The following is a 21410-nucleotide window of genomic DNA, read 5'->3' as shown; positions in this document are numbered from 1 at the left end:
CGGCGGGGTGCCGGGCATGCCGCACCAGACTACGCCGAGGCATCGTCCCCTTGCCGAACACGGGGTTGGCTTCGCTTTAGCGGGTCAAAGCGAAGCCAACCCCGTGCTCGGCGCCGGGTCGGGGCGGGTCAGCGGCCGGCGGGGAGGTAGTCCTCGAGGTTCTCGGGCAGGTTCTCCGGGAGCAGGCCGTCGGGCACGTTCTGCAGGAGGTCCTGGCAGGCGGCCGCGTCGCCGGACTGGCACTGGCCGCCGAGGTCCTGGAGCTCGCCGGCGTCGCCGAGCATGCCGCCGAGCTCCCCCAGGTCGCCGAAGGAGAAGTCCCCGGTCAGCCCGCCGAGCAGGAGGTCCGGGACCGAGATCTCCGTGCCCGCGAGCTCGCTCGCCTGCGCCAGGCCGTTCTCGATGTCGTCGCCGTAGGCGTTCCAGAACATCAGCCCGCCGATCACCAGCAGCGTGGTCAGCACGACCTGGATGGAGCCGAGCGTCACGCCGGTCTTCGCCATCCCCCGTCCGCCCGTGCCCCGCCGCCGCGTGCGGTCCAGGGCGATGCCGCCGAGGACGATGGCGAGGATCCCGATCAGCGGGACGACGAGGCCGAGCAGGGCGATCAGCAAGGACGCGACCGCCGTCGGCTCCGTGCCGGCCCCCGACGGCTGCGGCCCGTACTGCTGGGGTGCGGGCCGCTGGGACGTCGCCTGCTGCGGCGCGGGCCGCTGCGGCGCCGGCGGGTACGGCTGCTGCGCGGGCGCGGCGGTCGCGGGCGCGGCGGTCGCGGACGCGGCGGTCGCGGGGGACGGCGGGGCCGCCACCTGCCAGGCCGGCTGGGCGGGCTGGCGGAAGGGCTGGGTCGCGGCTCGCGACTCCGGGAGCACCGGCGTCCGCTCCGGAGCGGAGGCCGCCGCCGACGGCGCACGCAGCACCTGGGTCACGTGCGCGGCGGGCGCGGGGCTGGACGCGGGGAGGACCTGCGTGCCGTCCGATGCCGGCGACGGGCTCGACGCCGGGAGCACCTGCGTGCCGTCCGAGGCCGAGGACGGCAGCACCTGCGTGTGCTGGCCGGAGGTCGACGCGAGGACCTGGGTGTCCCCGGCGGACGGCCGCGGGGGCAGCACCTGGGTGTGCGGGACCCCGTGCGGGTCGGAACCCTGCCGATCGTGTCCTTGCTGGTCGGCGCCGTGTGGCTGGGTCATGGATCTCCCGGGTCGAGGTCGACGAGACGCCGATGCTACGCACCGGCGCCGCCCCGGGTCACCCGCCGGTCGGGGGCGTCACGACGCCTCCACGGAACCGGCACCACTCCGGGTCAGGCGAGCCCCAGCCCCGCCCCGACGTGCGGCGGGACCCACGACGTGTCCATCGTCTCGAGCTCGTTCCGGAGGTTCTCGAGATCGTTCGGGTCCACCTGGGAGACGACGGCGAACACGAACACGATGACGAGGATCCACGCGACGACCCCGATGGCGCCGAGCACGATGCCGGCGATGGCCAGCCCCTTGCCCGACTGGCCGGTGCGGTTCACGCGGGACAGGCCGATGATGCCGAGCACGATCGGGATGATCGCCATGCCGAGGATGCCGGTGACCAGCGCGGCGATCGAGAAGCCGTCCGTGCCCGCCGACGGCGGCGGGTACTGCTGATACGGCTGGGCGTAAGGCTGCTGCGGGTATCCCTGCTGCTGATAGCCGGGCTGCTCGCCACCGGGGTGCTGCGGGTAGCCGGGCTGGCCCTGGGCGGGAGCGCCCTGCCCGTAGGGGTCGGACGGCGGGTACGGGCCCGGCTGCGACCCGCCCTGAGGCGTCGCGCCAGGCTGGTCCGGGCCCGGCTCCCGGTACGGGTCGTGCGCGTAGGGGTCCGGCCTCGACGCGTCGGGCGGGGTGCCCGGCTGCTGCGGGTTCGGCTCGTCCGGCCTCGGCTCGTACGGGTTCGGCTGCGTGCCGTCGTCCTGGCTCATGGCCGGTCCTCCTCCTCGCGTCGAGGGCGGCTCACGGCCCTCCACCTGCCACTATGCCCGATCCGGGCCCGTGGCGCGGGAGGAGCGGACACCCGCGGCCGACCGTCCGTGCGACCGGGTCAGCCTTCGAGCACGAGCTCGCCGGACGCCGCGCCCTCGAGCTGGCTCAGCGCGCGGCGCAGGGCCGTGCTCGACGTGTGCACCGTGTACGGGAAGTAGACGACCTCGACCCCGACCTCGGCGAACCGGCGCTCGAGCTCCTCGCCCTTGGGGGTGCCCCGCCAGTCGTCGCCCTTGAAGAACAGGTCGAACGGCCGCAGACGCCACGTCTCGACCTTGTCCGGCTGGGACTCGACGAACACCTCGTCCACGTAGCGCACGTGGCGCACGATCTCGGCGCGCTCGGTGACGGGGATGACGGGACGGCGGCCCTTCGCCAGCTCGAGCATGTCGTCGTCCACCACGCCGGCGATCAGGTAGTCGCAGCGGTCGCGGGCATGCCGCAGGATGTTGAGGTGCCCGACGTGGAAGAGATCCCACGCGCCCGGCGCGTAACCGACTCGCACGTCGACGACCTCCCGAATTGACTCGCTGGCCAGCACTTGTCACAGGCTAGGTCGCGACCACGAGCAAGTTGGAGGTTCCGACGGGGTGAACCTTCACGGCGGCGGGTGAAATCGGTCTGATGCGTCGGGGCCCTTTTCTCCTCGTCTCTGCAGCCATACGACGTCGTGTTAGTTTCGGCCCGTCACCTAGATCGGGACACTCATCCGAACCTTCTCGAGGAATGCCGACATGCCCTCCCAGGTGCTGATCGTCTGCGCCGGCAACGTGTGCCGCTCTCCGGTGGCCCAAGCGCTTCTCGACGCACGCACCGCGCCCACGGTGACGGTCACGAGCGCCGGGACCCAGGCCCTCGTCGGCCGTCGGATCGACGACCCGATGTCAGCCCTCCTCGCCTCGCGCGGCCTGACCGGCCCCGAGGGCGAGGCGCGCCAGCTCTCGGCACCGATGATCGCGTCGGCCGACCTGATCCTGACGATGACCCGCTCGCAGCGGGCCTCGGTAGTGACGATCGACCCTCGAGCGGTGCATCGCACCTTCACTCTCCTCGAGGCGGCGGCGCTCGTTCGCGGCCTTTCACCCGCCGCGCTGGGATCGGCATCGGAATCGGACCGGGTGAAAAGGCTTCCCCGACTGGCCAATGCTCAGCGGAAACAGCTCGCGCTCTCTCCCACGGCGCTCGACGTCGCCGATCCGCACGGTCGGTCCAAGCGGCGATACCGCGAAGCATTCACGGCGATCGAGATCGCCGTCGAAGAAGTCGCCCGAGCGATCCACCCCCTCCCCCCGTCAGGCCCCGAGGCGGCGGAGCCGGGCCCGGACGTCACCCCGGACCGGGACAGGGAACCCGGGCGGGGCCGGCGGTGGCGCATGGCGGTCGCCCCGGTCCCGGTCCCGCACGCGCGACACGGACGCAGACGTCGGCCTGCCTGAGGTCTGGACGGCCACGCTGAGTTCACCCGCCCCGGACCACCGTCGCACCGGCCGAGATCCGTACGATCTGATGTCACACGGAGGAGGCCTCATGCGCGTATCGGACATCGGCTGCGGATATCTCGGCAACGGCGCCGGCGCCGTTCTCCTGCGCACCGAGTGGACGTGCCGTGCGCTGGGACGACCGTGAGCCGATGCCTCTACGATCAGTGCACGCGACACACCGTATCTCCCGACGCCCTACGTGGGACGATGGCACTGTCACGAGCGGCAGGAGCCTCCCTGTGGATATGAGCGAGTACGTCGCAGCACTGCGCAAGCGGTGGGCCGTCATCGTCGCGCTCGCCCTCGTCGGTGCGCTGGCGGCCTTCTTCTACGCGCGGACCACGCCGCCGACGTACACCGCCACCGCCAAGGTCTATGTCTCCCTCAACAACGGCGAGACCACGAACGACCTGCTGCAGGGTTCCGCCTTCGTGGAGAACCTCATCGACTCGTACGCCGCGCTCGCCGACATGCCGGTCGTCCTCGACGCGGTCGCCGAGGACGTCGGGATCGACTCGCCGGGCCGCTCGTTGGACGGTGCGGTGACGGCGAACGCCGTGCTGAACACGTCCATCATCGAGATCAGCGCCGTCAACGGCTCGCCCGAGCAGGCCGCCGCGATCGCCAACTCGGTCGCGAACAACCTCTCGACGACGGTCGAGCGACTCGCGCCGAGCTCGGCGGCGGGCGACGAGTCGGTGTCGGTGGACGTCGTGTCCGAGGCCACCACGCCGGCCTTCCCGTCGGCGCCCCGGACGCGGTTCCTCGTCGCCAGCGGGTTCGTCGCCGGGCTGGCCCTCGGGTTCGTCACCGCCCTGCTCTGGTCCGCGCTGGACACGCGGGTACGTGGGCAGCGCGAGATCGAACCGCTCGTCTCCGACGGCGTCCCCGTCCTCGGGTCGCTCCCCCGGACGCGCAAGCGCAGCTCCTCGATGGCCGTCGTCGACAACCCCCTGAGCGCCACGGCGGAGGCGTACCGCAAGATCCAGACGAACCTGTCGTACATCGACGTGGCCGTCCCTGTGCGTTCGATCGTCGTCACGTCGAGCGTCCCCCGCGAGGGAAAGTCCACCACCGCCCGCAACCTCGCCCTCACCCTGGCCGAGGGCGCCCGGCGCGTGCTGCTGCTCGACGCCGACCTGCGCCGCCCGTCCGTGTCCGAGTCGTTCGGGCTCGAGTCGTCCGCCGGCCTCACCACCGTGCTGGTGGGCCGGGCGGAGCTGGCCGACGTCGTGCGGAACGTCGGGATCGCGAACCTCGACATCCTGCCCTCGGGCCCGTTGCCGCCCAACCCCCACCAGCTCATCGAGTCGACGGTGATGCGCGACCTGCTCGCCTCGGTCCGCACCCGGTACGACATCGTCGTGATCGACTCCCCGCCCCTGCTGCCGGTGTCCGACGCCGCAGTGCTGGCCACCATGGCCGACGGGGTGATCGCCGTGGTCGGCTGCAAGCGGGTGCGACGCCAACAGCTCCGACAGGCGCTGCGCTCCCTCGATGCGGTGAGCGCGCGCATCCTCGGGATCGTGCTCACGTTCGCGCCACGTTCGGGCGCGGACGGGGAGTTCTACGGCTACCGGGCGGAGACCCGCCGCCGCTTCCCCTTCTCCCGTGCGCGTGAGGAGAGCGTGTTCGGCACCGAGCTCGCCGCATTGCCCGAGTCAGGTCGGTCGCGCGAACGTGACGATGCGTCCCGTGCAAGCTGAGCGCCCGGGAGCGTCCGCGGACGCCTCCGCGCCCACCCGGCGAGTCCGGGTCTACGAGACGCTGCGCACGGCGCACCTCGAGCGCGCCCTCGAGCTCGAGCCCGCCGACCTCCTGTACCTGGAGAGCCGGTACGACTTCGACGGCGCGCTCGCCAGCAAGCTGGCGCCCGAGCAGGCCGGCGACCTCCGCACCGCCTGGCTCGTCATGCGCCGCGGCTACGACGAGATCGAGATCAACGAGCCGATGGCGATCCCCAGCGTCCGCCGGTCCTGGTACGTCGTCTCGGCCGTCCGGCTCCGCGACCTGGTGACGCGGCGGCGCAGCCGCGTCGTCGTGTACGCGATCGGCAACGTCGACCCGGCCACCCGGCCCCGGCCGCGGCGGCTCGTCCCCCACCTCGGGCGTCGGCTCGACGAGAAGCTGGCACGTCGCCTCTGGCGCCAGGTCGACCGCGTGGTCTACGGGACCGACACGGCGCGCGACCTGTACGGCCGCGTCTTCGGGCCGATGCGTGTCGGCGCCCAGACCAGGACGATCCCCGCGCTGCCCGCCCCGTGCTCGTGCGGCACCGTGGCCGACGCCAAGGTCCCGGGACGGGTCCTGTTCCTCGGCGCCCTCTCCGAGCGCAAGGGGATCGACACCGTGCTGGAGGCCTGGCCTCGGCTCGCCGCCTGGTCGGCGACGGCGCGTCTCGTCGTCGTCGGGCGGGGCCAGTTCCACGACGAGGTCGAGCGGGTCGCAGCCGAGGACCCCCGGGTCACGTTCGTGCACGACCCACCCCGGGACCGCATCCACGAAGAGCTTCGGAGCGCGTCCGTCGTCGTGCTGCCGTCCCGGCGCATGTCGGCCTGGCGCGAACAGGTCGGCCTGCCGATCGTCGAGGGCCTCGCGCACGGGTGCACGGTCGTGACGACGGACGAGACGGGCATCGCGTCGTGGCTCTCCGAGCACGGCCACACCGTCGTCGACGGCGACCGTGCCCCGGGCATCCTCGCCGACGCCCTCACGAAGGCCGTGGCCACCCCGCTCGACCCGGCCGACGTCCTGGGCAGCCTGCCGGCCGAGGACTCACGGCTCAGGGCCGACCGGTGGCTGTTCGAGCCCAGCGGGAACTCGTTCAGCTCCGGGACATCGGGGCCCAGCGACGACTCCCGAGGCTGACCATGAACGGCGGCGCCTTGTAGAGGTAGGCAAGCAGGGTCGGCGCGCTGCGCCGGTAGGCCAGCTGGGACACCGCGATGGCCAGGGCACCCAGCGCCGGGCACAGCAGGAGGTTCCACCCCGCGACGGTCTCGGCGGGAAGCGTGGCGAGCAGGGTCGTCGAGACGACGATGATCACCGGGGTGTGACCCACGTACACCGGGAGCGTGTTCGCGCCGAGTCGACGCAGCGACGACCAGCGCGCGAGGAACGAGCTCAACGAGAGTCCCGCGAACACGCCGAGGACGCTCAGCGCGAAGCGGCCGCCGATGACGCCCCCGAGACCCAGCACCTGCACGGCGACGACGCCGCCGATCCACACGGCGACCGAGGCCGCTCTCCAGCCTCGCGACGACTCGACCCAGCCGATCAGCCATGCCCTTCCGTACATGCCGGCGAGAAAGAAGACGAAGTACCTGAGTGCGCCGTTCCACCCGAGGTTCCCCAGGTCGAAGCCCGGCGCGAGCGCGACGACCGAGCAGACCGCCGCAGCCAAGAGCTGGATCCATCGGGGCACGGGACGAAGGAGCCGTGCCACGACGCAGAACACCGCGAGGACCCAGATGAACCACAGCTCGTACACGGGCATCAACGGTGCGACCAGGACGTCGCGCGCCAGCCCGAGGGGACCGATCGGTGTCCCCCTGATCGCGAATCCCACGACGTACGCGAGTGCTCCGACGACCTCCCAGACGACGAACACCCACAGGTAGAGAGAGAGCCGACGGGACCAGAGCTCGCTCCACGCCATGGTCGTGACACGAACGGCGAGCAAGCCGGACAGGACGAAGAAGAACGGCATCCTCAGCGTCGTGACGTATTCGTTGACGCGCTCCCAGCCGCTGGCGTCGAGCCAGCGTGCCGCGTGGTAGAGGACGACGAGACAGATGGCGATCCCGCGTCCTGCGTCGATCCACGGGAGGCGCACCGAACTCGCCATTGCTCGCCACCTCTTGGTCCAAGAAATCGCATGGTTGCTCCGCCACGGCTCTATGTGCGGAGGACCTTCAGACTAGACGCGATCCATGCGTGAGCGGCGCAGTCGCGCCGAATTTCGCCCGCTCGGACAGGTTCCTCGGCACCTGAACTCGGTAACCTGTCGGTGGCCCAGGTCTGCATCCATGTGGATCGCCGATCGCCAGCCCAGACACGGAGCCGATGTGCACCACGAGTCACCGTCCGTCACCGCGGACTCGATCGCACCGCTCGACGTCACCCAGCCCTGGATCGCCGCAGCCGGGGTCGTCCTGATCGCATCGTCCTTCGACATCGACTTCGGGGTCACCGTCGGACTGGTCGTCGCGGTCGCCCTCATGCCGCTCTGGTGGAGGCACGCGAGAACCTACCGAGGATTCACGCTCATCGCCGCGCTCGTCGCCATCAGCGCACTGTCGTCGGTGTGGCTCACCGCATCACGCGCCGGCGACCACGAGTGGTCCCCGGCGTGGTCGGTGGACGTGGTGGCCGGGCTGCTGACCATCGCGGCCGGCACGGGTTACATCCTGTGGACGCGCCGTTGGCTCCAGCCCTGGCTGGTCGGCGCGCTCTTCGGGGTGGGGATGCTCCTTGCCATTCGCCCTGGCGAGGGGATGTTCGCCGAGAACCCCTGGCGGTTCGGGTTCTCCGTGCCGGTCACGGTGCTCACCCTCGCCCTGGCTTCACGCGCCAAGCACCGATGGCCGGAGATGCTGGTGCTCGTCGGGCTGGCCGTCCTCTCGGCCGTCAACGGGGGCCGATCCTCGAGCGCGATCATGATCCTGGTCCTGCTCCTCGTGCTCTGGCAAGCTCGTCGGCCGACGGGCAGGTCGTGGTTCGCCACGCTTCGGACGGCAGCGTTCCTCGCCGCTACGGCCGCGACGACCTACTTCATCGGGCAGGCCGCGATCCTGGAGGGCCTCCTCGGCGAAGGAGCACGCGAACGCACAGAGCTTCAGATCACGTACTCGGGCAGCCTCATCACAGGCGGAAGGCCGGAGATCGGCGCATTCAGCGCGCTGCTCTTCAGGTTCCCGTTCGGTTTCGGTGGCGGCACGGCACCTGCCGCGGGCGAGATACATGTCGCCAAAGAAGGAATGGCGGCACTCAACTACGACCCCAACAACGGCTACGTCGAACGCTTCATGTTCGGGAACGGGTTCGAGCTGCATTCTCTCGCGGGCGACCTCTGGGCATGGTGCGGGCTACCCGGACTTCTTCTCGCTGTCACGCTCGCCGTGCTGCTCGTCCTCCACCTGGTGCGTCGTCTGAACTCGCGGACGCTTTCCGCGCTCTTGACGTTTCTCGTCGTCAAGTCACTGTGGAACATCTTCTTCAGCCCGTTCGCGAGCAGCCTCACGGTACTCGTCATCGCGCTCGGCCTGTTGCTGGTCGTCCGTGAATCCGCGACGCACAAAGAGGCGTGACGGCACCACACCGACCATCCGACGCGCTCCCCCGGCCGCTGCCCGCCGCACGCGGTGGACGAGCCGGCGCCGCTCGACCGCGCTGTCGGCGACGAGCCGGAGTACCTCGGCCGTCGTCGCGACCACGGCGGCGTCGCGACCGACGTCCCCGTCCGTCGGCGGCGTGCTGCGGGAAGGCTTCCCGGGGAACAGCTCGCCGTCATCGGGGAAGAAGCGGGCCCGCACGGCATCGTTCGACTCGTCGAACGCGCTCTGGATCCGCTGCCGGGACGCCGGATCCGGCTGCCGGCCGGAGCCCGCGAGGCGCCTGGCGACGAGGTCGACGGCGCGCGCGCGAACGATCTCGGAATCACGGGAGCGGGAACCGGGGAACGCGCGGTTGATCGCCAGGGCCAGCCACTGCCCCTCGGTGGAGATCGAGGTGTTGCTGGCGGAGACGTCGCGGCCCCTGCCTGCCTGGTTGTCGATCGAGAGCCATTGCGAGAAGTCGTCGAGCAGGTCGCCGTTCCGCAGGTCCTGGGGGTAGCGCCGGACGGTCAGGGAGTCGCGACCGAAGGTGCTCGACCACCTGTCGAGCAGCGAGGCGTAGTCGTAGTACGGGTTGCCCGGGTGGCACTGCTCGAGGAACGTCTCGAAGTCGATGGTGTGACCGACGCGGAGCGCCGTCGAGTACAGGGACGAGCAGAGGTCGACCTGGGGGCGGAGGTAGCAGATCACCCGCACCTCGTCGACGTGCTCGCCGAGCAGGCCCGCGAGCCGGTCGACCTCCGCCTGCGACACGAGTCGGGAGTGCAGGTGCTCGCTGGAGATGACCACCGACTCGGTCCTCTCGGGAAGCGACCTCAGCTCCTGGTGGAACCGCTGGACGAACCCGGCGACCGCCTGTTCTCGCGCGCCGGCGCCCTCGATCCCTCGGGTCGAGAAGAAGTCGTCCGGGCGGTCGAGGTCCACGCACGCCGCCGGCAGCCACCGGTTGTTCCGTTCCCCCGCGGACCGGAGGAAGTGCATCCCCACGCTGTCGAGCTGGTCACGATGGCTCGACAAGAACTCTTGGATGCTCGTGGTCCCGGTCTTCTCGGTCCCGATGTGTACCAGGGCTCGCATGTCGGTACCGGGTCAGCCGAGCGGACCGGCCCAGAGGTTGTCGACCGAGACGACGCTCGCACCGGTCGTGGCCGTGCCGCTGAGCGTGGTGATGACCCCGACGCCGCCCGCGTCCTGCAGCGCCTCCGTCGCGTCGGTCGCCGTCAGCTGCCAGCTCGCCGGCTCGGCCGTCCCGTCCTTCCACACCTTGGCCCGGAACGTCGTCGGGCTCGCGCCCTCCAGCTGCGCCCGCACCTTCAGCGTCTGGCCGGCCGTCACCGACAGGCCGGCGACGTTCGCCGCAGCGAGCGTCGTCTCCGACGGCTGCGCCGCCACCAGCAGCAGCTGCACCGCCCCCGTCGACTTCACCCACACCTTGGCGCGGTACTCGCTCGAGAACCCGCCGGTGCGTCCGGTGAACGACACGAACGTGCCGCCGCCGTCGGCGATCTTGTCCAGCGAGAACTCGCCGCGCAGCTCCACGTCGCGTCCCGACGCGCCCTGCAGCTGGGCCTTCGTGCCCGAGCCCGCCGTCGGCATCAGGACCGTGCCCACACCGCCCGCGACGTTGAACCGCGAGGCTCCGCCCGACAGCGTCCAGGCGCCGCCGGTGTCCGCCGTGCCCCAGCCCGACGACACGGTCCGGCCGAAACCGTCCTGGGCGACGATGACCACCGCGCTCACCGTCACGTCCTGCGACAGGGCACCGTCGGCGCCGTCGTCGTCCGTCACCGTCAGCGTGACCTGGTACGTCCCCGCGGCGTCGTAGGTGTGCGACGTCGTCGCGCCCGTGCCCGCCTCCCCGTCGCCGAAGTCCCAGGCGTACGACTCCACCGAGCCGTCGCCGTCGGACGAACCGGAGCCGTCCAGCGAGACCGTCAGCCCGGAGGCGGACGACGAGAACACCGCCTCCGGCACCTCGTTCGCCACCGTGACCACGTCGTGGCTGACGGTGTCGGTCGCGCCCTCGTCGTCGGTGACCTGAAGCGTCACCTCGTAGGTGCCCGGCTCGTCGTACGCGTGCGAGGTCGTGGCCCCCGAACCGGACTCGCCGTCACCGAAGTCCCAGGCATACGACTCGACGGTTCCGTCCGGGTCGGACGAGTCGCTGGCGTCGAACGCCACGCTCAGCTTGGTGACCTCGCTGTCGAAGGCCGCCGTAGGAGCCTGGTTGGGGACCTGCCCGGTCGTGCCCACGGCGTAGTGGGTCGCGACATCCGCCCCGCTCAGCACGCTGGAGTAGACGGCCGTCTCGTCGAACGACCCGACGAGGTTGGGCGACGACGACCCCCACGTCGTGTCGCCACCCACGCGCCAGTACCCGGAGTAATCCTGCGCCCCGGTCTGCGGGTGGGTCCCGACCGGCTGACCGTCGACGTAGAGCCGCATGCCGTCGGAACCCTGGGTCGCCACGACGTGGTGCCACGCCCCGTTGTTGTAGGCGCCGGACGTGGTGACGGTGTTCGCCTGACCGGTCCAGACCCCGAAGACGAGCCTGCCGTCGTCCTGCATGTAGACGTGCCGGTCGTAGCTGTCCGAGTTGCCGGACTGCGAGCTCCCCAGCCCGATGAGCTTCCCGCCCTGCGTGGACGTGGACCTGAACCACGTCTCCAGGGAGTAGCTCGTCGGGTTGTTGACGCTCGTCGTCGAGTAGACGTTCCCGCCGTTCGTACCCGTGAACGCGATGCCTCTGCCGACGTTGCCCGAGAGCGCACCGGTGACGTTCCGGGAGTAGGCGCCGGAGATCCCCGCGGGGTTCCCGTAGGTGCCGGAGTCCGCGACGGAGCTCCCCGACGTCTCGTCGTACCGCCAGTACAGGTCGGGGTCCGCGTCGTAGACCGCCGCGCCGTAGGCGTCCGCCGGACGGGCGGGCACGGCGAGCGTGCGACCCGACGCGGTGTAGTGCGCGCGGATCTTCGTCGTGGAGAGCACGGTGTCGTAGATCGCCACCTCGTCGATGGTCCCGCCGAAGGACGAGCTCGTGGGCTGCGAGGTCCAGGAGCCGAGGTTGTCGCCGCCGACCCGCCAGTAGCCCGAGTAGCCCTGCCCGACCGTCACGTCGGAGCGCTGCGCGACCCGCTTGCCGTCCACGTAGAGCTGCATCCCGTTCGAACCGAGCGTCGCGACGACGTGGTGCCAGTTGTTGTCGTTGTAGCTCGACGGCGAGGTCACGGTCGACACCGTGTTGTTGTAGACCCCGAAGACGAGCCTGCCGTTGTTGGCCATGTACACGTGCCGGTCGTAGCTCGACGAGTTGCCGGTCGTCGCGTTGCCGAAACCGATGATCTTCCCGCCCCGGTTGGTGTTCGTCCGGAACCAGGCCTCGGTGGTGAACGTGTTGGGGCCCGTGATCGCGCTCGCGCCGGCGCCCCGGCCGTCCGACGTCCCGTTGAACGTCGTCGCGGTGTTGGCGTCGCCGGCCACGGCACCCGCGGCGCCGCGCGACGTCCCCGTGCCGAGGGTGAGGTCGTCGCCGCCGGCCCAGTCGAACCCGGTGGGCCCGGACGGCTCGCCCAGCCTCCAGTAGTTCGTCGCGCCGTCGTCGAGCACGGCCTCGGCGTAAGGGCTCACGGCCGCGGAGGAGACGGTGACGGGGATCCACGCGGACCTCACCACGTTGTTCCACGGGTCGCTCACGACGAGCCGGTACCGGTGCGAGGATCCCGGGGTCAACCCGGAGTCGGTCACGGAGCGGGAGAGCTTCTTCCAGAACGGCGTGCTGATCGTCTCCTGGTACACCGGGGCCGACGTCTCGTTGTCGCGGAAGACCTTGTAGGTAAGGCCCAGGTCGTCCTTGTCCCACGTGGTCCGGAACGCGACGCGCACCTTGCCCGACGTCACCGACTGCACCGACGGGTTGATCGCGTCCCCGGACTCGGCCGGCCCGATCCTGTTGGGCGCCATCGAGCGGACGGCGTAGCGGACGATCCCCTGCTGCCCGACGTTGTTGACCCGCGGGAACTCGCCGCCGTAGAGGACGTAGTCGGCGTTGCCGGTCACGGTCCACACGGACTGCTTGGAGTTGGTGTAGCTCCCCCACTCGGTGTGCGGGTACCAGTTGAGGGGCTCCGGACGCGGCGTTCCCGGGTGGTCGGGGTAGCCGTAGATGTCGGGGGTGTTGGTCCCGCGGACGTCGCCGCTGAAGGCCGTGGAGTGGTAGTACGTCCACGGGTCCGTCTGCGGGAACCCGCCGCTGTTGCCGCAGTAGTGCTTGTGGCTCGCGGTGTAGACGACGCCGCCCGCGTTGGCCACGTCGTACGTGTCGCCGTGGCAGTCCTCGAGCCACGAGAGCTCGCCGGTCGACCAGTCCGCGCCGAAGGTTCCCTCGGTCGTCCCGCCGCGTCCGTAGTGCCACCCCACGCCGTAGAACCGCGCGCCGTCGGTGGACAGGCGCAGGATGCTCGCGTTGTCCCCGGCGTTGCGGATCCGGCTGTTGACGGGCAGCGCCATCGTGGCGCCGGTCGACGCGGCCAGCCGCGCGAGGCCGTAGCCCGGGGTGCCGGACCCGTTGACCGACGTGAAGGAGCCCGAGACGACCACGGACTGCTCGTCCGGGGCCACGACGATCGACTGCACCTGCCGGTCGTCCACCCGGGGGACGAACCCGCTCACCACGGCGCCGTTCGACGCGTTCATCGCGGCGAGCCGGGTCCGGGCCGTGCCGTTCACCGCGCTGAAGTACCCGCCCGCATAGACCGTCGTGTTCGTCGCGGCGACGGCCTTGGTGTTGCCGTTGCTCCTGGGCGCGAAGCTCGTGCTCAGCGCGCCGGAAGGCAGCTCGAAGGCGGCGATGCGGCTGCGTGCCTGCCCGTCGACGGTGGTGAACCCGCCGACGATGTAGAGCCGTCGGCCGTCGGGCGAGGCCGCCATGTCGGTCACGTCGCCGTTGAGCGTGTGGTTGAACGAGGTGTTCAGGACTCCCGTGGTCAGGTTGTACGCGAGGAGGTGCGTCCGCGGCACGAGGTTCGTGCCCGGCGCGGCCCCGGCCGGGCGCGCGTTCTGGAAGTTCCCGCCGACGTACACCGTGTTGCCGACGATGACCTGCCTCCAGACGACCCCGTCGATCTGGACGGTCGGCAGGCCGTCCGCCGACACCGTCTCGGGCAGGGGGGCTGCCGCCTCCTGCGCAGTCTCCTCGGCGGCGGCTGCGCCGGCGGTGCCGACGGTGCCGACCAGCCCGGTGAGAGCGAGCGCCATGACCGCGACGAGGCCGGTGATCTTCCGGCCCTTGAAGATTCGATGTGCCACCGCGATACCCCGCCCTGTGCGAAATCCGCCCGGAGGATCGTCCAACCTGGATCGACCGGCCCTCCCGACAACCGTGGGGAGTCGCTGCAATGCTAGGTTCGCGGGCCTGTGCGGGAGCCGTCCCGCAAGGGTGAACTCAACGCGGTCCAGGGTGAATCTCGGTGCCCAGGGCACAGAGCACGCCAGGATCAGCTGATCGCGCCCTCGAAGGCGACGATCTCCGCCCCGACCCCGAGGTCGACCTCGAGCCGCACGTCGCCGCGCTCGTCCACCGGGACGTTGAACACGAATACGCCCCGTGCGCTGTCGCCTGCGCCGGCCTCCTGCGGGAAGGGCTTCGCCCCGGGCTTGAGGAGCACGACCGCCGGCGTCCGGTCGGGTCCGTAGAAGGCGTTGGCGACCACGGTGCGTAGGTCCATCGCCTCGTCGGTGCCGTTGTCCACCTCGACCGTGAACCGCAGCGACGGCCCGCCGATCTCGCCGGGGAGGTTGGCCTGGCCCTCGACCTTCTCGATCTTGACGGCCGCGACGCTCACGTCGTCCAGCGGTGCCGAGACCTCGTCGTACTCGATCGGCGCCTGCACGACGCGGCCGTCCGCGTCGACGGTCGCCTCGTCGTCGACCGCGCCCTCGGCCGGCCCCGTCGTGGCCTTCTCCGGCGGCGGCGCCTTGGTTCCGGACTCCGGGCCGTCGTCGGCGGGCGCGTCGTCCCCGTCCGGCCCGGCGCTCCCGGTCGGCTCGCTCGACGCTTCGCCCGTCGGTGCGTCGTCCGGCGAGGCCGAGGTCGTCGCGCCGGGCGAGGGGTCCGCCGCCGCACCGTCGTCGGGAGCGGTACGACCGGTCAGTGCGAAGACGACGACGAGGGCGGTGACGACCGCCGCGAGTGCGCCCACGACGACCGCCCAGCGCCGCCTGCCCCACCCTGGTGCACTCTGCTGATCGCTCATCTCGTCCGTTCCTGACGCGTGCCCTCCGCCGTTCGTGGGCTGTTCGAGGATATCCACGCCGCACCGGCCGAATGTCCGTCGCGGCACGGTTTCACCCGCCGGGGAGCGGACCACGCACGACGGTCCGACTACCGTGGCGGCAGAGCGATTCGGCGCGCACGCGGACGGAGACCATGGGCGATCTACTGGTGATGCAGGCGTCGCGACGCCCACGCCCCACGACGAACCCCTACAACGTCATGCTGTGCGAGGGGCTCGACCGGGCACCCGACGTGCGGCTCGAGTACTTCAGCTGGCCGCGCGCGATCCTCGGCCGGTTCGACGTCTTCCACGTGCACTGGCCGGAGCTCCTCGTGGGGGGCCACCGGGCCGCGGGCCGCGCGACCCGCGAGCTCCTCACCGCACTGTTCTTGATCCGCATCGTCCTCACCCGACGCCCGGTCGTACGCACGGTCCACAACCTCCACCCGCCCGAGGGGTTGTCCTGGACCCAGCGCACCCTCGTGCGTGCGGTGGACCGGCTCACGACCCTGCGGATCATGATCAACGAGACGACGCCCGTCCCGGACGGCACACCCGCCGCCGTCGTCCTGCACGGCGACTACCGACCGTGGTACGGCCGGTTCACGGCCGCCGGGCGCGAGCGAGGGCGCGTGGCGTACTTCGGGTCGATCCGGCGGTACAAGTCCGTCGACCGGCTCCTCGAGGCGTTCCGTCAGACGGAGGACCCGGAGCTCACGCTGGTGGTGGCGGGCGGGCCGTCCACGACCGAGCTCGCCGACCAGGTGCGGTCCCTCGCCCAGGGCGACCCGCGGATCGAGCTCGCGCTGCGGTTCGTCCCCGACGACGAGCTCGTCCGGCTCGTGACGAGGTCGTCCCTCGTCTGCCTGCCCTACCGGCACATGCACAACTCCGGCAGCGTGCTCGCCGCGCTCTCGCTCGCCAGGCCCGTCCTCGTGCCCGACAACGAGGCCAACCGGAGCCTCGCCGACGAGGTCGGGGCGGACTGGGTCCTGCTCTTCGACGACGAGCTGACCGGGACAGACCTCGAGAAGGCGGTCGCGCACGCGGAGTCCCTGGCCCCCGGGGCGGCGCCCGACCTCAGCCGCCGGGGCTGGGACGTGGGCATCGCCGGTCACGTGGACGCCTATCGCCGCGCCGTGGCGATCCGTCGGGGCAGGTCGTCGTGACCGCCCGCCCGGCGGCCCCGCTCAGGGTCACCGTCGCCGTCCCCACCTTCCGGCGCCCCGCCGAGCTGGCCGGGCTGCTCGCCGCGGTCCGACCGCACCTCGACGGCCTGGCGGGCGCCGTGGGCGCGCCGACGCGCGGCCACGTCCTCGTCGTCGACAACGATCCCGACCGCTCCGCGGAACCTGTCGCGGCCGCCGGGGACGAGGGCGTGCGCTACGTGCACGAGCCCGAGCCGGGGATCGCCGCGGCTCGGGACGCCGCGCTGCAGCACAGCCTCGACGCGGACGTCGTCGTGTTCATCGACGACGACGAGCTGCCGCAGGACCGATGGCTCGCCGAGCTGCTCGCCGTGTGGCTCGAGAATCGCCCGGCGGTCGTCGTCGGGCGGGTGACCGCCGAGTTCGAGGTCGAGCCCGACGCCTGGGTCCGCGCAGGCCGCTTCTTCGAGCGCCGGTACCGGCCGCGCGGCACCGCGGTGCACGCGGCGGCTGCAGGCAACCTGCTGCTCGACGTCGACCAGGTGCGCCGCTCGGGCGTCCGGTTCGACCGGGGCCTGGGGTTGGGCGGCGGCGAGGACACGCTCTTCACCAGCGCGCTGACGCGGCAGGGCCTGCGGATCGTCTGGGCCCCGGACTCGGTCGTCGTCGACCGTGTCCCGGCGTCGCGGCTGTGCAGGCAATGGGTGCTGCGCCGCCGGTTCGCACACGGCACGGCGACCACGACCGTCCAGGTCCGGCTCGCCCGCAGCCGGCTCGGACGGACGAGGGCCCGCGCCCTCGGCATCGTCAAGGGCGGCGGCCTCATGGCGTCCGCGGCGGCGCACTGGCTCGCCGGCGTCGCGACGGCGTCGCTCGCGCGCCGGGCACGGGCCACCGCAGACGCCTGGCGGGGAGCCGGCCGCGTCGCCGGCGCGGTCGGGCTGCGCTTTCGCGAGTACCGCCGCGACGCGACCCCCGCGCCCCGAACGAGGGTGCCATGAGCGAGCCCGGGTCCCAGCCGAGGCGTCGTGTCCTCATCAGCGCCTACGCCTGCGGGCCGGGTGACGGGCCGGAGGCCGCCGCCGGCTGGGCGTTCGCCACCGCCGCCGCGACCCAGGCCGACGTCGTGGTGATCACGCGTCGCCGATTCGCCGACTCGATCGCCGCGGCGCTTGATGCGGATCCCGAGCTGGCCCAGCGCATCACCGTGCTGCACATGGAGCGCCACCCTGCGCTGGTTGCCGCGAAGCGCGGCCAGGCGGGCATCTACTGGTACTACGTCCTGTGGCAGCGGAAGGTGCGACGGCTCGCCGCTCAGCTGCACCGCGAGAGGCGGTTCGACCTCGTCCACCACGTGACGTTCGCCAACGACTGGTTGCCGTGCGGGCTGGTCGGCGCGACGGACGCCCCGCTGGTCTGGGGCCCGGTCGGCGGCGCGTCGGCGTCGCCGCTGCGCCTGGCCCGCTGGCTGGGGGTCCGGGGCACGCTCACCGAGGTGGTCCGCGAGTGCGCGACCCGCCCCCTGCGGCGTCTCTGGGGCGACGCCGCGGCACGCACGGCGTCGGTGGTGATCGCTCAGAACCAGGACGTCGCGCACCGGTTCCGCTCGTCGCGCCACGTCGTCGTCGAGGCGAACGCCTCGATCTCGCTCGACGACGTCGCGCTGCCGCCCGATGGTGCGACGAGCGTCCCCCTCGGTGCCGTGACCGGGCGGCGGGCCGTGTACGTCGGTCGCCTGATCCCGCTCAAGGGCGTCCGGATCGCGGTGGCCGCCCTGGCAGACCCGGCGCTCGCGGACTGGACCCTGGACATCTACGGCGACGGACGCGAGCGCGCGTCGCTCGAGCGGCAGGCACACCGGCTCGGTCTGACGGATCGCGTGCGGTTCCTCGGCCACCGCCCTCGTGCGGAGGCCCTCGCGGCCCTCGCTCGAGCGGACGCGCTGGTGTTCCCGTCGATGCACGACCAGGCGGGGTGGGTCGCGGCCGAGGCGAGCGCGTTCGGGTGCCCGGTGGTGTGCCTGCCGTTCGGCGGACCGCCCTCGCTCGCCGACGTGAACGCGCACGTCGTACCGCTCGAGAAGGACCTGCCCGCCGCCGTCGCGCGGACGGTCGCCGGCCTGCCCCTCGAACGGGGCGTTCGGTCGCGCCGCTGGGACGCCGCCCGCCTGCCCGGGTTCCTGGACCGGGTCTACGCCGTCGCCACGGGCGAGGCTCCCGTCCGGGCCGACGACCTGTCGGCCGAGCACGGCCGGTAGGTGTCGCTCACCCGCCCGTTCGGCCCGGGGGCCGTGCGGGAGCCCGGACGAGCAGCCCTTCGACGAGCCCCCGGCTCACGGCGACGACCGGTCGCACGGTGAGGATCTGCCGCCGCCCGCCCTGCAGCAGCACCTTCCACGCAGCCCGGAGCGACGCGCGGCGCCAGCGCCGGACGCCCTCGGGCGCGAGCCAGCGGCGCGCGTAGAGCATGCGGTTGCGCACGCTGTACCGGTAGTACGTGGCCGACTTCGCCGGGCCCCGCCTCGCGTCGCGGTGCGTCCCGCCCTCGTCGTGCACCGCCACGACGTCGTCGAGCACCACCAGGCGCCCGCCGGCGTCGCGGGCGCGTCGCGAGAGGTCGACGTCCTCCCAGTAGAGGAAGTAGGAGCTGTCGAAGCCGCCGATCTTGTCCCACAGCATGCTGCTGAGGGCGACGCACGCCCCGGAGACCCACTCCTCGACGTCCCGGCCCACCACCATGCCCGGAGGCCGTCGGCGCCGCGCGTGCATCGTCCCGTCGCGCAGGTACAGGTCCGTGATGCCGCTGGCCCACACGGTCCCGTCGGGCCGCTCGATGCGCGGCACCACGAGCGCCCACGGCTCCTCGCGCACGGCGGCGTGCAGCCCGGCGACGCCGTCCGGCGCCATCCACGCGTCCGGGTTGAGCAGGAGCAGCTCGGTCGCGCCGAGCTCCAGCGCGCGCGCCACGCCCGCGTTCATCCCGGCCCCGAACCCGAGGTTGTCGGCAGGCTCGACCACGTGCCAGCCGCGGGTCCCGGCAAGACCACGCACGGCCGCGCGCTCGGCGTCGTCCGTCCGGTTGTCGACCACGACGACGAGGTCGGCGGAGCGTGCCGTCCGCGCGAGGTTGTCGGCCAGCAGCTGGTGCGAGGCGTAGGAGACCACGACGACGGCCAGGCCGGACCGTGCTTGCTCGGGCTCCCGGCTCACGTCGCGGACCGGTCCTCGACGCGGCCGAAGGCCGCGATCTCCCGGAACCACTTCGCGGCGGCGAGGACGAGGAAGCCGGCGGTCGCGAGGGTCACCGCGGCGTACGCCCAGAGGAAGACGGTCGTCGCCCCGTAGAGCAGGAACAGCAGGCAGAGCACGCCGTAGTCGGTCGGGACCACGAGCACCGACCGCAGCCAGGGTGCCCGGCCGCCGGTGTCGGCGCGCGACGTCACGCCGTGCGCGCGCCGCAGCTGCTCGGTGAGGATCATCCCGAAGAAGAGCACGCTCGAGACGATCGCGTTGAGCAGCGGGACGAGGAGCCAGGAGTCCGCGACGGCGTCCGCCCGATAGAGGCCGACCAGGAGGGCGACCGGGAGGCTGACGACCTTCGTCGCGTCGACCATGTGGTCGAGCCACTCCCCGGCGGAGCTCCCCGTCCCGGTGAGCCGCGCGACCTGGCCGTCGGCCGAGTCCAGGGCGTAGCCGACCACGAGCAGGAGCGACACGACGACGCCCAGCGCCCACGACGGCGTCGCGAGCGCGAGCGCGAGGACGCCCGCGAACGTGAACAGCGCGCTGATGCCGGTCACGGCGTTGGGGCCGAGACCCAGCCGGAACGCCGCGGCCGCGAGGAGCCGGCCCAGCCGTCGGTTGACGTACCGCGAGTACGCCGGGGCGCTGCGCGCGGCTCCCTTCTGCGCGGACGCCAGCCGCTGCACGGTCTGACGGTACGTGTCGCGCTCGGTCAGCGTCACGAGAGCTCCTTCCACGGCTCCGGGCTGCGGCGGGCCCGGCGGAATGGGCCCGGGGTCCGGCGCGCGGCCAGGTCCTCGGCGAGCCTGCCGTACGCCGCGGCCACGTCGTCCCAGTCGTAGTCCCGGGCGCGGTGGGCGCCGGCGGCCCCACGCTCCCGCGTCAGTCCCGGGTCGGCCTCCGCCTTCTCGAGCAGACCGGTCAGCTCGCCCGGCGTCCGGAAGTACTCGCCCGCGTCGCGCAGCACCTCACGGTTGAACGCGACGTCGTACGCGACGACGGGCGCCCCGGCGCCGATGGCCCGCAGGAGCGACGGGTTCGTCCCGCCGACCGAGTGCCCGTGCAGGTAGGTGAACGCGGAGCCGTAGAGCTCGTCCAGCACCGCCTGGTCCCATACGCCCCCGAGGAGCCGGATGCGCGGGTCCCGGGCGGCGGCGTCACGGATCCTGCCGGAGTACCCGGCGGCGTACGGCGCAGAGCCCACCACGACGAGCGGGCGGGTGGCCCGGCTCGCCGCGTACCCGTCGACGATCGTGTGCACGTGGTTCTCGGGTTCGAACCGGGCCACGACGAGGTGGTAGCCGTCGCGCACGAGCCCGAGGTCCGCGAGCGCCGAGCCGTCCCCCGTCGTCGTCGCGGACGGCGCGCCGTAGGCGATGAGGGCCGACGGGACACCGTAGGTGTGCTCGTAGTAGTCCCGGATCCCTGCGGCGTCCGCGATGATCGCGTCCGACCACCGGACCGCCGCCGTCTCGGCCGCCCGGTAGTACCGCCGGCCCGCGCCGCCCCACTTCGCCCGCCGCCACTCGAGCCCGTCCACGTGCGTGGCGGCCGGGACCCGCGCGGCACGCAGCACGGGGAGGAACGGCGCGTTGGCGGCGTTGAAGACGAAGGCGACGTCGGTCCGGTGGGCGACGAGGTGCGCGACGGACAGCGCCGTGTGGCTCAACGTCTCGAGCGAGCGTCGCCGCAGGGCCCCGAGCGTGACGACCTGCATGCCGCGGTACTCGGCCGCGCCGCCCTCGGAGTTGCCCCGGCGGGTGTACACCCGCACCCGATGACCGCGCGCCGCCAGGCGCGTCCCGATCTCCTCGACCGCGGTCTCGAAACCGCCGTACCGGGCGGGGACGCCCCGGGTCCCGATCATCGCGATGCTCAGCGTCTGGGCCGCCATGTCTCCCCGCCCCGCAGTCGTGTGC

At 72.2% G+C, this 21410-nt stretch carries 17 protein-coding genes; 7 read left to right on the top strand and 10 right to left on the bottom strand.

The window, feature by feature from the left end:
* Positions 1-128 precede the first annotated feature (128 nt).
* The 3 genes from ABD254_RS15035 to ABD254_RS15025 form a co-directional block, all read right to left on the bottom strand.
* Positions 129-1190 carry a DUF4190 domain-containing protein gene (locus ABD254_RS15035; RefSeq protein WP_344249234.1) on the bottom strand — a complete coding sequence of 354 codons (1062 nt, stop codon included), beginning with the start codon at positions 1188-1190 and terminating at the stop codon, positions 129-131.
* Between the two features lie 113 nt (positions 1191-1303).
* Positions 1304-1951, bottom strand: coding sequence for a DUF4190 domain-containing protein (locus tag ABD254_RS15030; protein WP_344249233.1), 648 nt, complete (start codon positions 1949-1951; stop codon positions 1304-1306).
* Between the two features lie 119 nt (positions 1952-2070).
* Positions 2071-2517 (bottom strand): FAD synthase family protein, encoded by a 447-nt coding sequence (locus ABD254_RS15025; protein ID WP_344249322.1) that lies wholly within the window; start codon positions 2515-2517, stop codon positions 2071-2073.
* 229 nt (positions 2518-2746) lie between these two features.
* Between ABD254_RS15025 and ABD254_RS15020 the strand changes: the two genes are divergently transcribed.
* The 3 genes from ABD254_RS15020 (at position 2747) to ABD254_RS15010 (ending at position 6361) form a co-directional block, all read left to right on the top strand.
* The gene (locus ABD254_RS15020) at positions 2747-3448 is read left to right on the top strand and encodes an arsenate reductase/protein-tyrosine-phosphatase family protein (RefSeq protein ID WP_344249232.1); all 702 of its coding nucleotides are present in this window, start codon (positions 2747-2749) and stop codon (positions 3446-3448) included.
* Between the two features lie 290 nt (positions 3449-3738).
* Positions 3739-5199, top strand: a complete 1461-nt coding sequence (locus tag ABD254_RS15015) for a tyrosine-protein kinase domain-containing protein (RefSeq protein WP_344249231.1) — start codon at positions 3739-3741, stop codon at positions 5197-5199.
* Entirely contained in the window at positions 5189-6361 is a 1173-nt protein-coding gene (locus tag ABD254_RS15010) for a glycosyltransferase family 4 protein (RefSeq protein ID WP_344249229.1), read from the top strand. The genes ABD254_RS15015 and ABD254_RS15010 overlap by 11 nt, the downstream gene beginning before the upstream one ends.
* Here ABD254_RS15010 and ABD254_RS15005 read toward each other — a convergent pair.
* Positions 6318-7340 carry an acyltransferase family protein gene (locus ABD254_RS15005; protein WP_344249228.1) on the bottom strand — a complete coding sequence of 341 codons (1023 nt, stop codon included), beginning with the start codon at positions 7338-7340 and terminating at the stop codon, positions 6318-6320. The two genes, ABD254_RS15010 and ABD254_RS15005, sit on opposite strands and share 44 nt — an antisense overlap.
* 181 nt (positions 7341-7521) lie before the next feature.
* On the opposite strand from ABD254_RS15005, the gene ABD254_RS15000 reads away from it, so the two are divergent.
* A complete protein-coding gene (locus ABD254_RS15000) occupies positions 7522-8802 on the top strand; it encodes a hypothetical protein (RefSeq protein WP_344249227.1) in 1281 nt (426 codons plus the stop codon).
* Here the strand turns inward: ABD254_RS15000 and ABD254_RS14995 are convergent.
* The 3 genes from ABD254_RS14995 to ABD254_RS14985 form a co-directional block, all read right to left on the bottom strand.
* Positions 8692-9906, bottom strand: a complete 1215-nt coding sequence (locus ABD254_RS14995) for a hypothetical protein (protein ID WP_344249226.1) — start codon at positions 9904-9906, stop codon at positions 8692-8694. The genes ABD254_RS15000 and ABD254_RS14995 overlap by 111 nt on opposite strands.
* Positions 9907-9918: 12 nt before the next feature.
* On the bottom strand, positions 9919-14133 hold the full coding sequence (locus ABD254_RS14990) for a PKD domain-containing protein (protein WP_344249225.1): 4215 nt from the start codon (positions 14131-14133) through the stop codon (positions 9919-9921).
* Between the two features lie 188 nt (positions 14134-14321).
* The gene (locus tag ABD254_RS14985) at positions 14322-15080 is read right to left on the bottom strand and encodes a hypothetical protein (RefSeq protein ID WP_344249223.1); all 759 of its coding nucleotides are present in this window, start codon (positions 15078-15080) and stop codon (positions 14322-14324) included.
* Positions 15081-15253: 173 nt separating this feature from the next.
* On the opposite strand from ABD254_RS14985, the gene ABD254_RS14980 reads away from it, so the two are divergent.
* The 3 genes from ABD254_RS14980 to ABD254_RS14970 are packed head-to-tail and all read left to right on the top strand — an operon-like array spanning position 15254 to position 18506.
* Entirely contained in the window at positions 15254-16270 is a 1017-nt protein-coding gene (locus ABD254_RS14980; RefSeq protein ID WP_344249222.1) for a glycosyltransferase, read from the top strand.
* Positions 16267-17250, top strand: a complete 984-nt coding sequence (locus ABD254_RS14975; RefSeq protein WP_344249221.1) for a glycosyltransferase family 2 protein — start codon at positions 16267-16269, stop codon at positions 17248-17250. The genes ABD254_RS14980 and ABD254_RS14975 overlap by 4 nt, the downstream gene beginning before the upstream one ends.
* Positions 17247-18506, top strand: a complete 1260-nt coding sequence (locus tag ABD254_RS14970) for a glycosyltransferase (protein WP_344249220.1) — start codon at positions 17247-17249, stop codon at positions 18504-18506. Before ABD254_RS14975 ends, ABD254_RS14970 begins: the two co-directional genes overlap by 4 nt.
* 7 nt (positions 18507-18513) lie before the next feature.
* On the opposite strand, the gene ABD254_RS14965 is transcribed toward ABD254_RS14970, so the two are convergent.
* From ABD254_RS14965 to ABD254_RS14955, 3 genes are read right to left on the bottom strand one after another with little or no spacing between them, the layout of a single operon-like run.
* Entirely contained in the window at positions 18514-19458 is a 945-nt protein-coding gene (locus ABD254_RS14965) for a glycosyltransferase (RefSeq protein WP_344249219.1), read from the bottom strand.
* Positions 19455-20213: a CDP-alcohol phosphatidyltransferase family protein gene (locus ABD254_RS14960; RefSeq protein ID WP_344249218.1), complete on the bottom strand. Its 759-nt coding sequence runs from the start codon at positions 20211-20213 to the stop codon at positions 19455-19457. Before ABD254_RS14960 ends, ABD254_RS14965 begins: the two co-directional genes overlap by 4 nt.
* Positions 20210-21385, bottom strand: coding sequence for a DUF1972 domain-containing protein (locus ABD254_RS14955; protein WP_344249216.1), 1176 nt, complete (start codon positions 21383-21385; stop codon positions 20210-20212). The genes ABD254_RS14960 and ABD254_RS14955 overlap by 4 nt, the downstream gene beginning before the upstream one ends.
* Positions 21386-21410: the final 25 nt, after the last annotated feature.

The sequence above is a fragment of the Isoptericola hypogeus genome (assembly GCF_039531145.1).
In the GTDB taxonomy this organism is placed as follows: domain Bacteria; phylum Actinomycetota; class Actinomycetes; order Actinomycetales; family Cellulomonadaceae; genus Isoptericola; species Isoptericola hypogeus.
The sequence above is the reverse complement of the archived record's forward strand: the minus strand, read 5'-3'. Positions and strand labels throughout refer to the sequence as shown.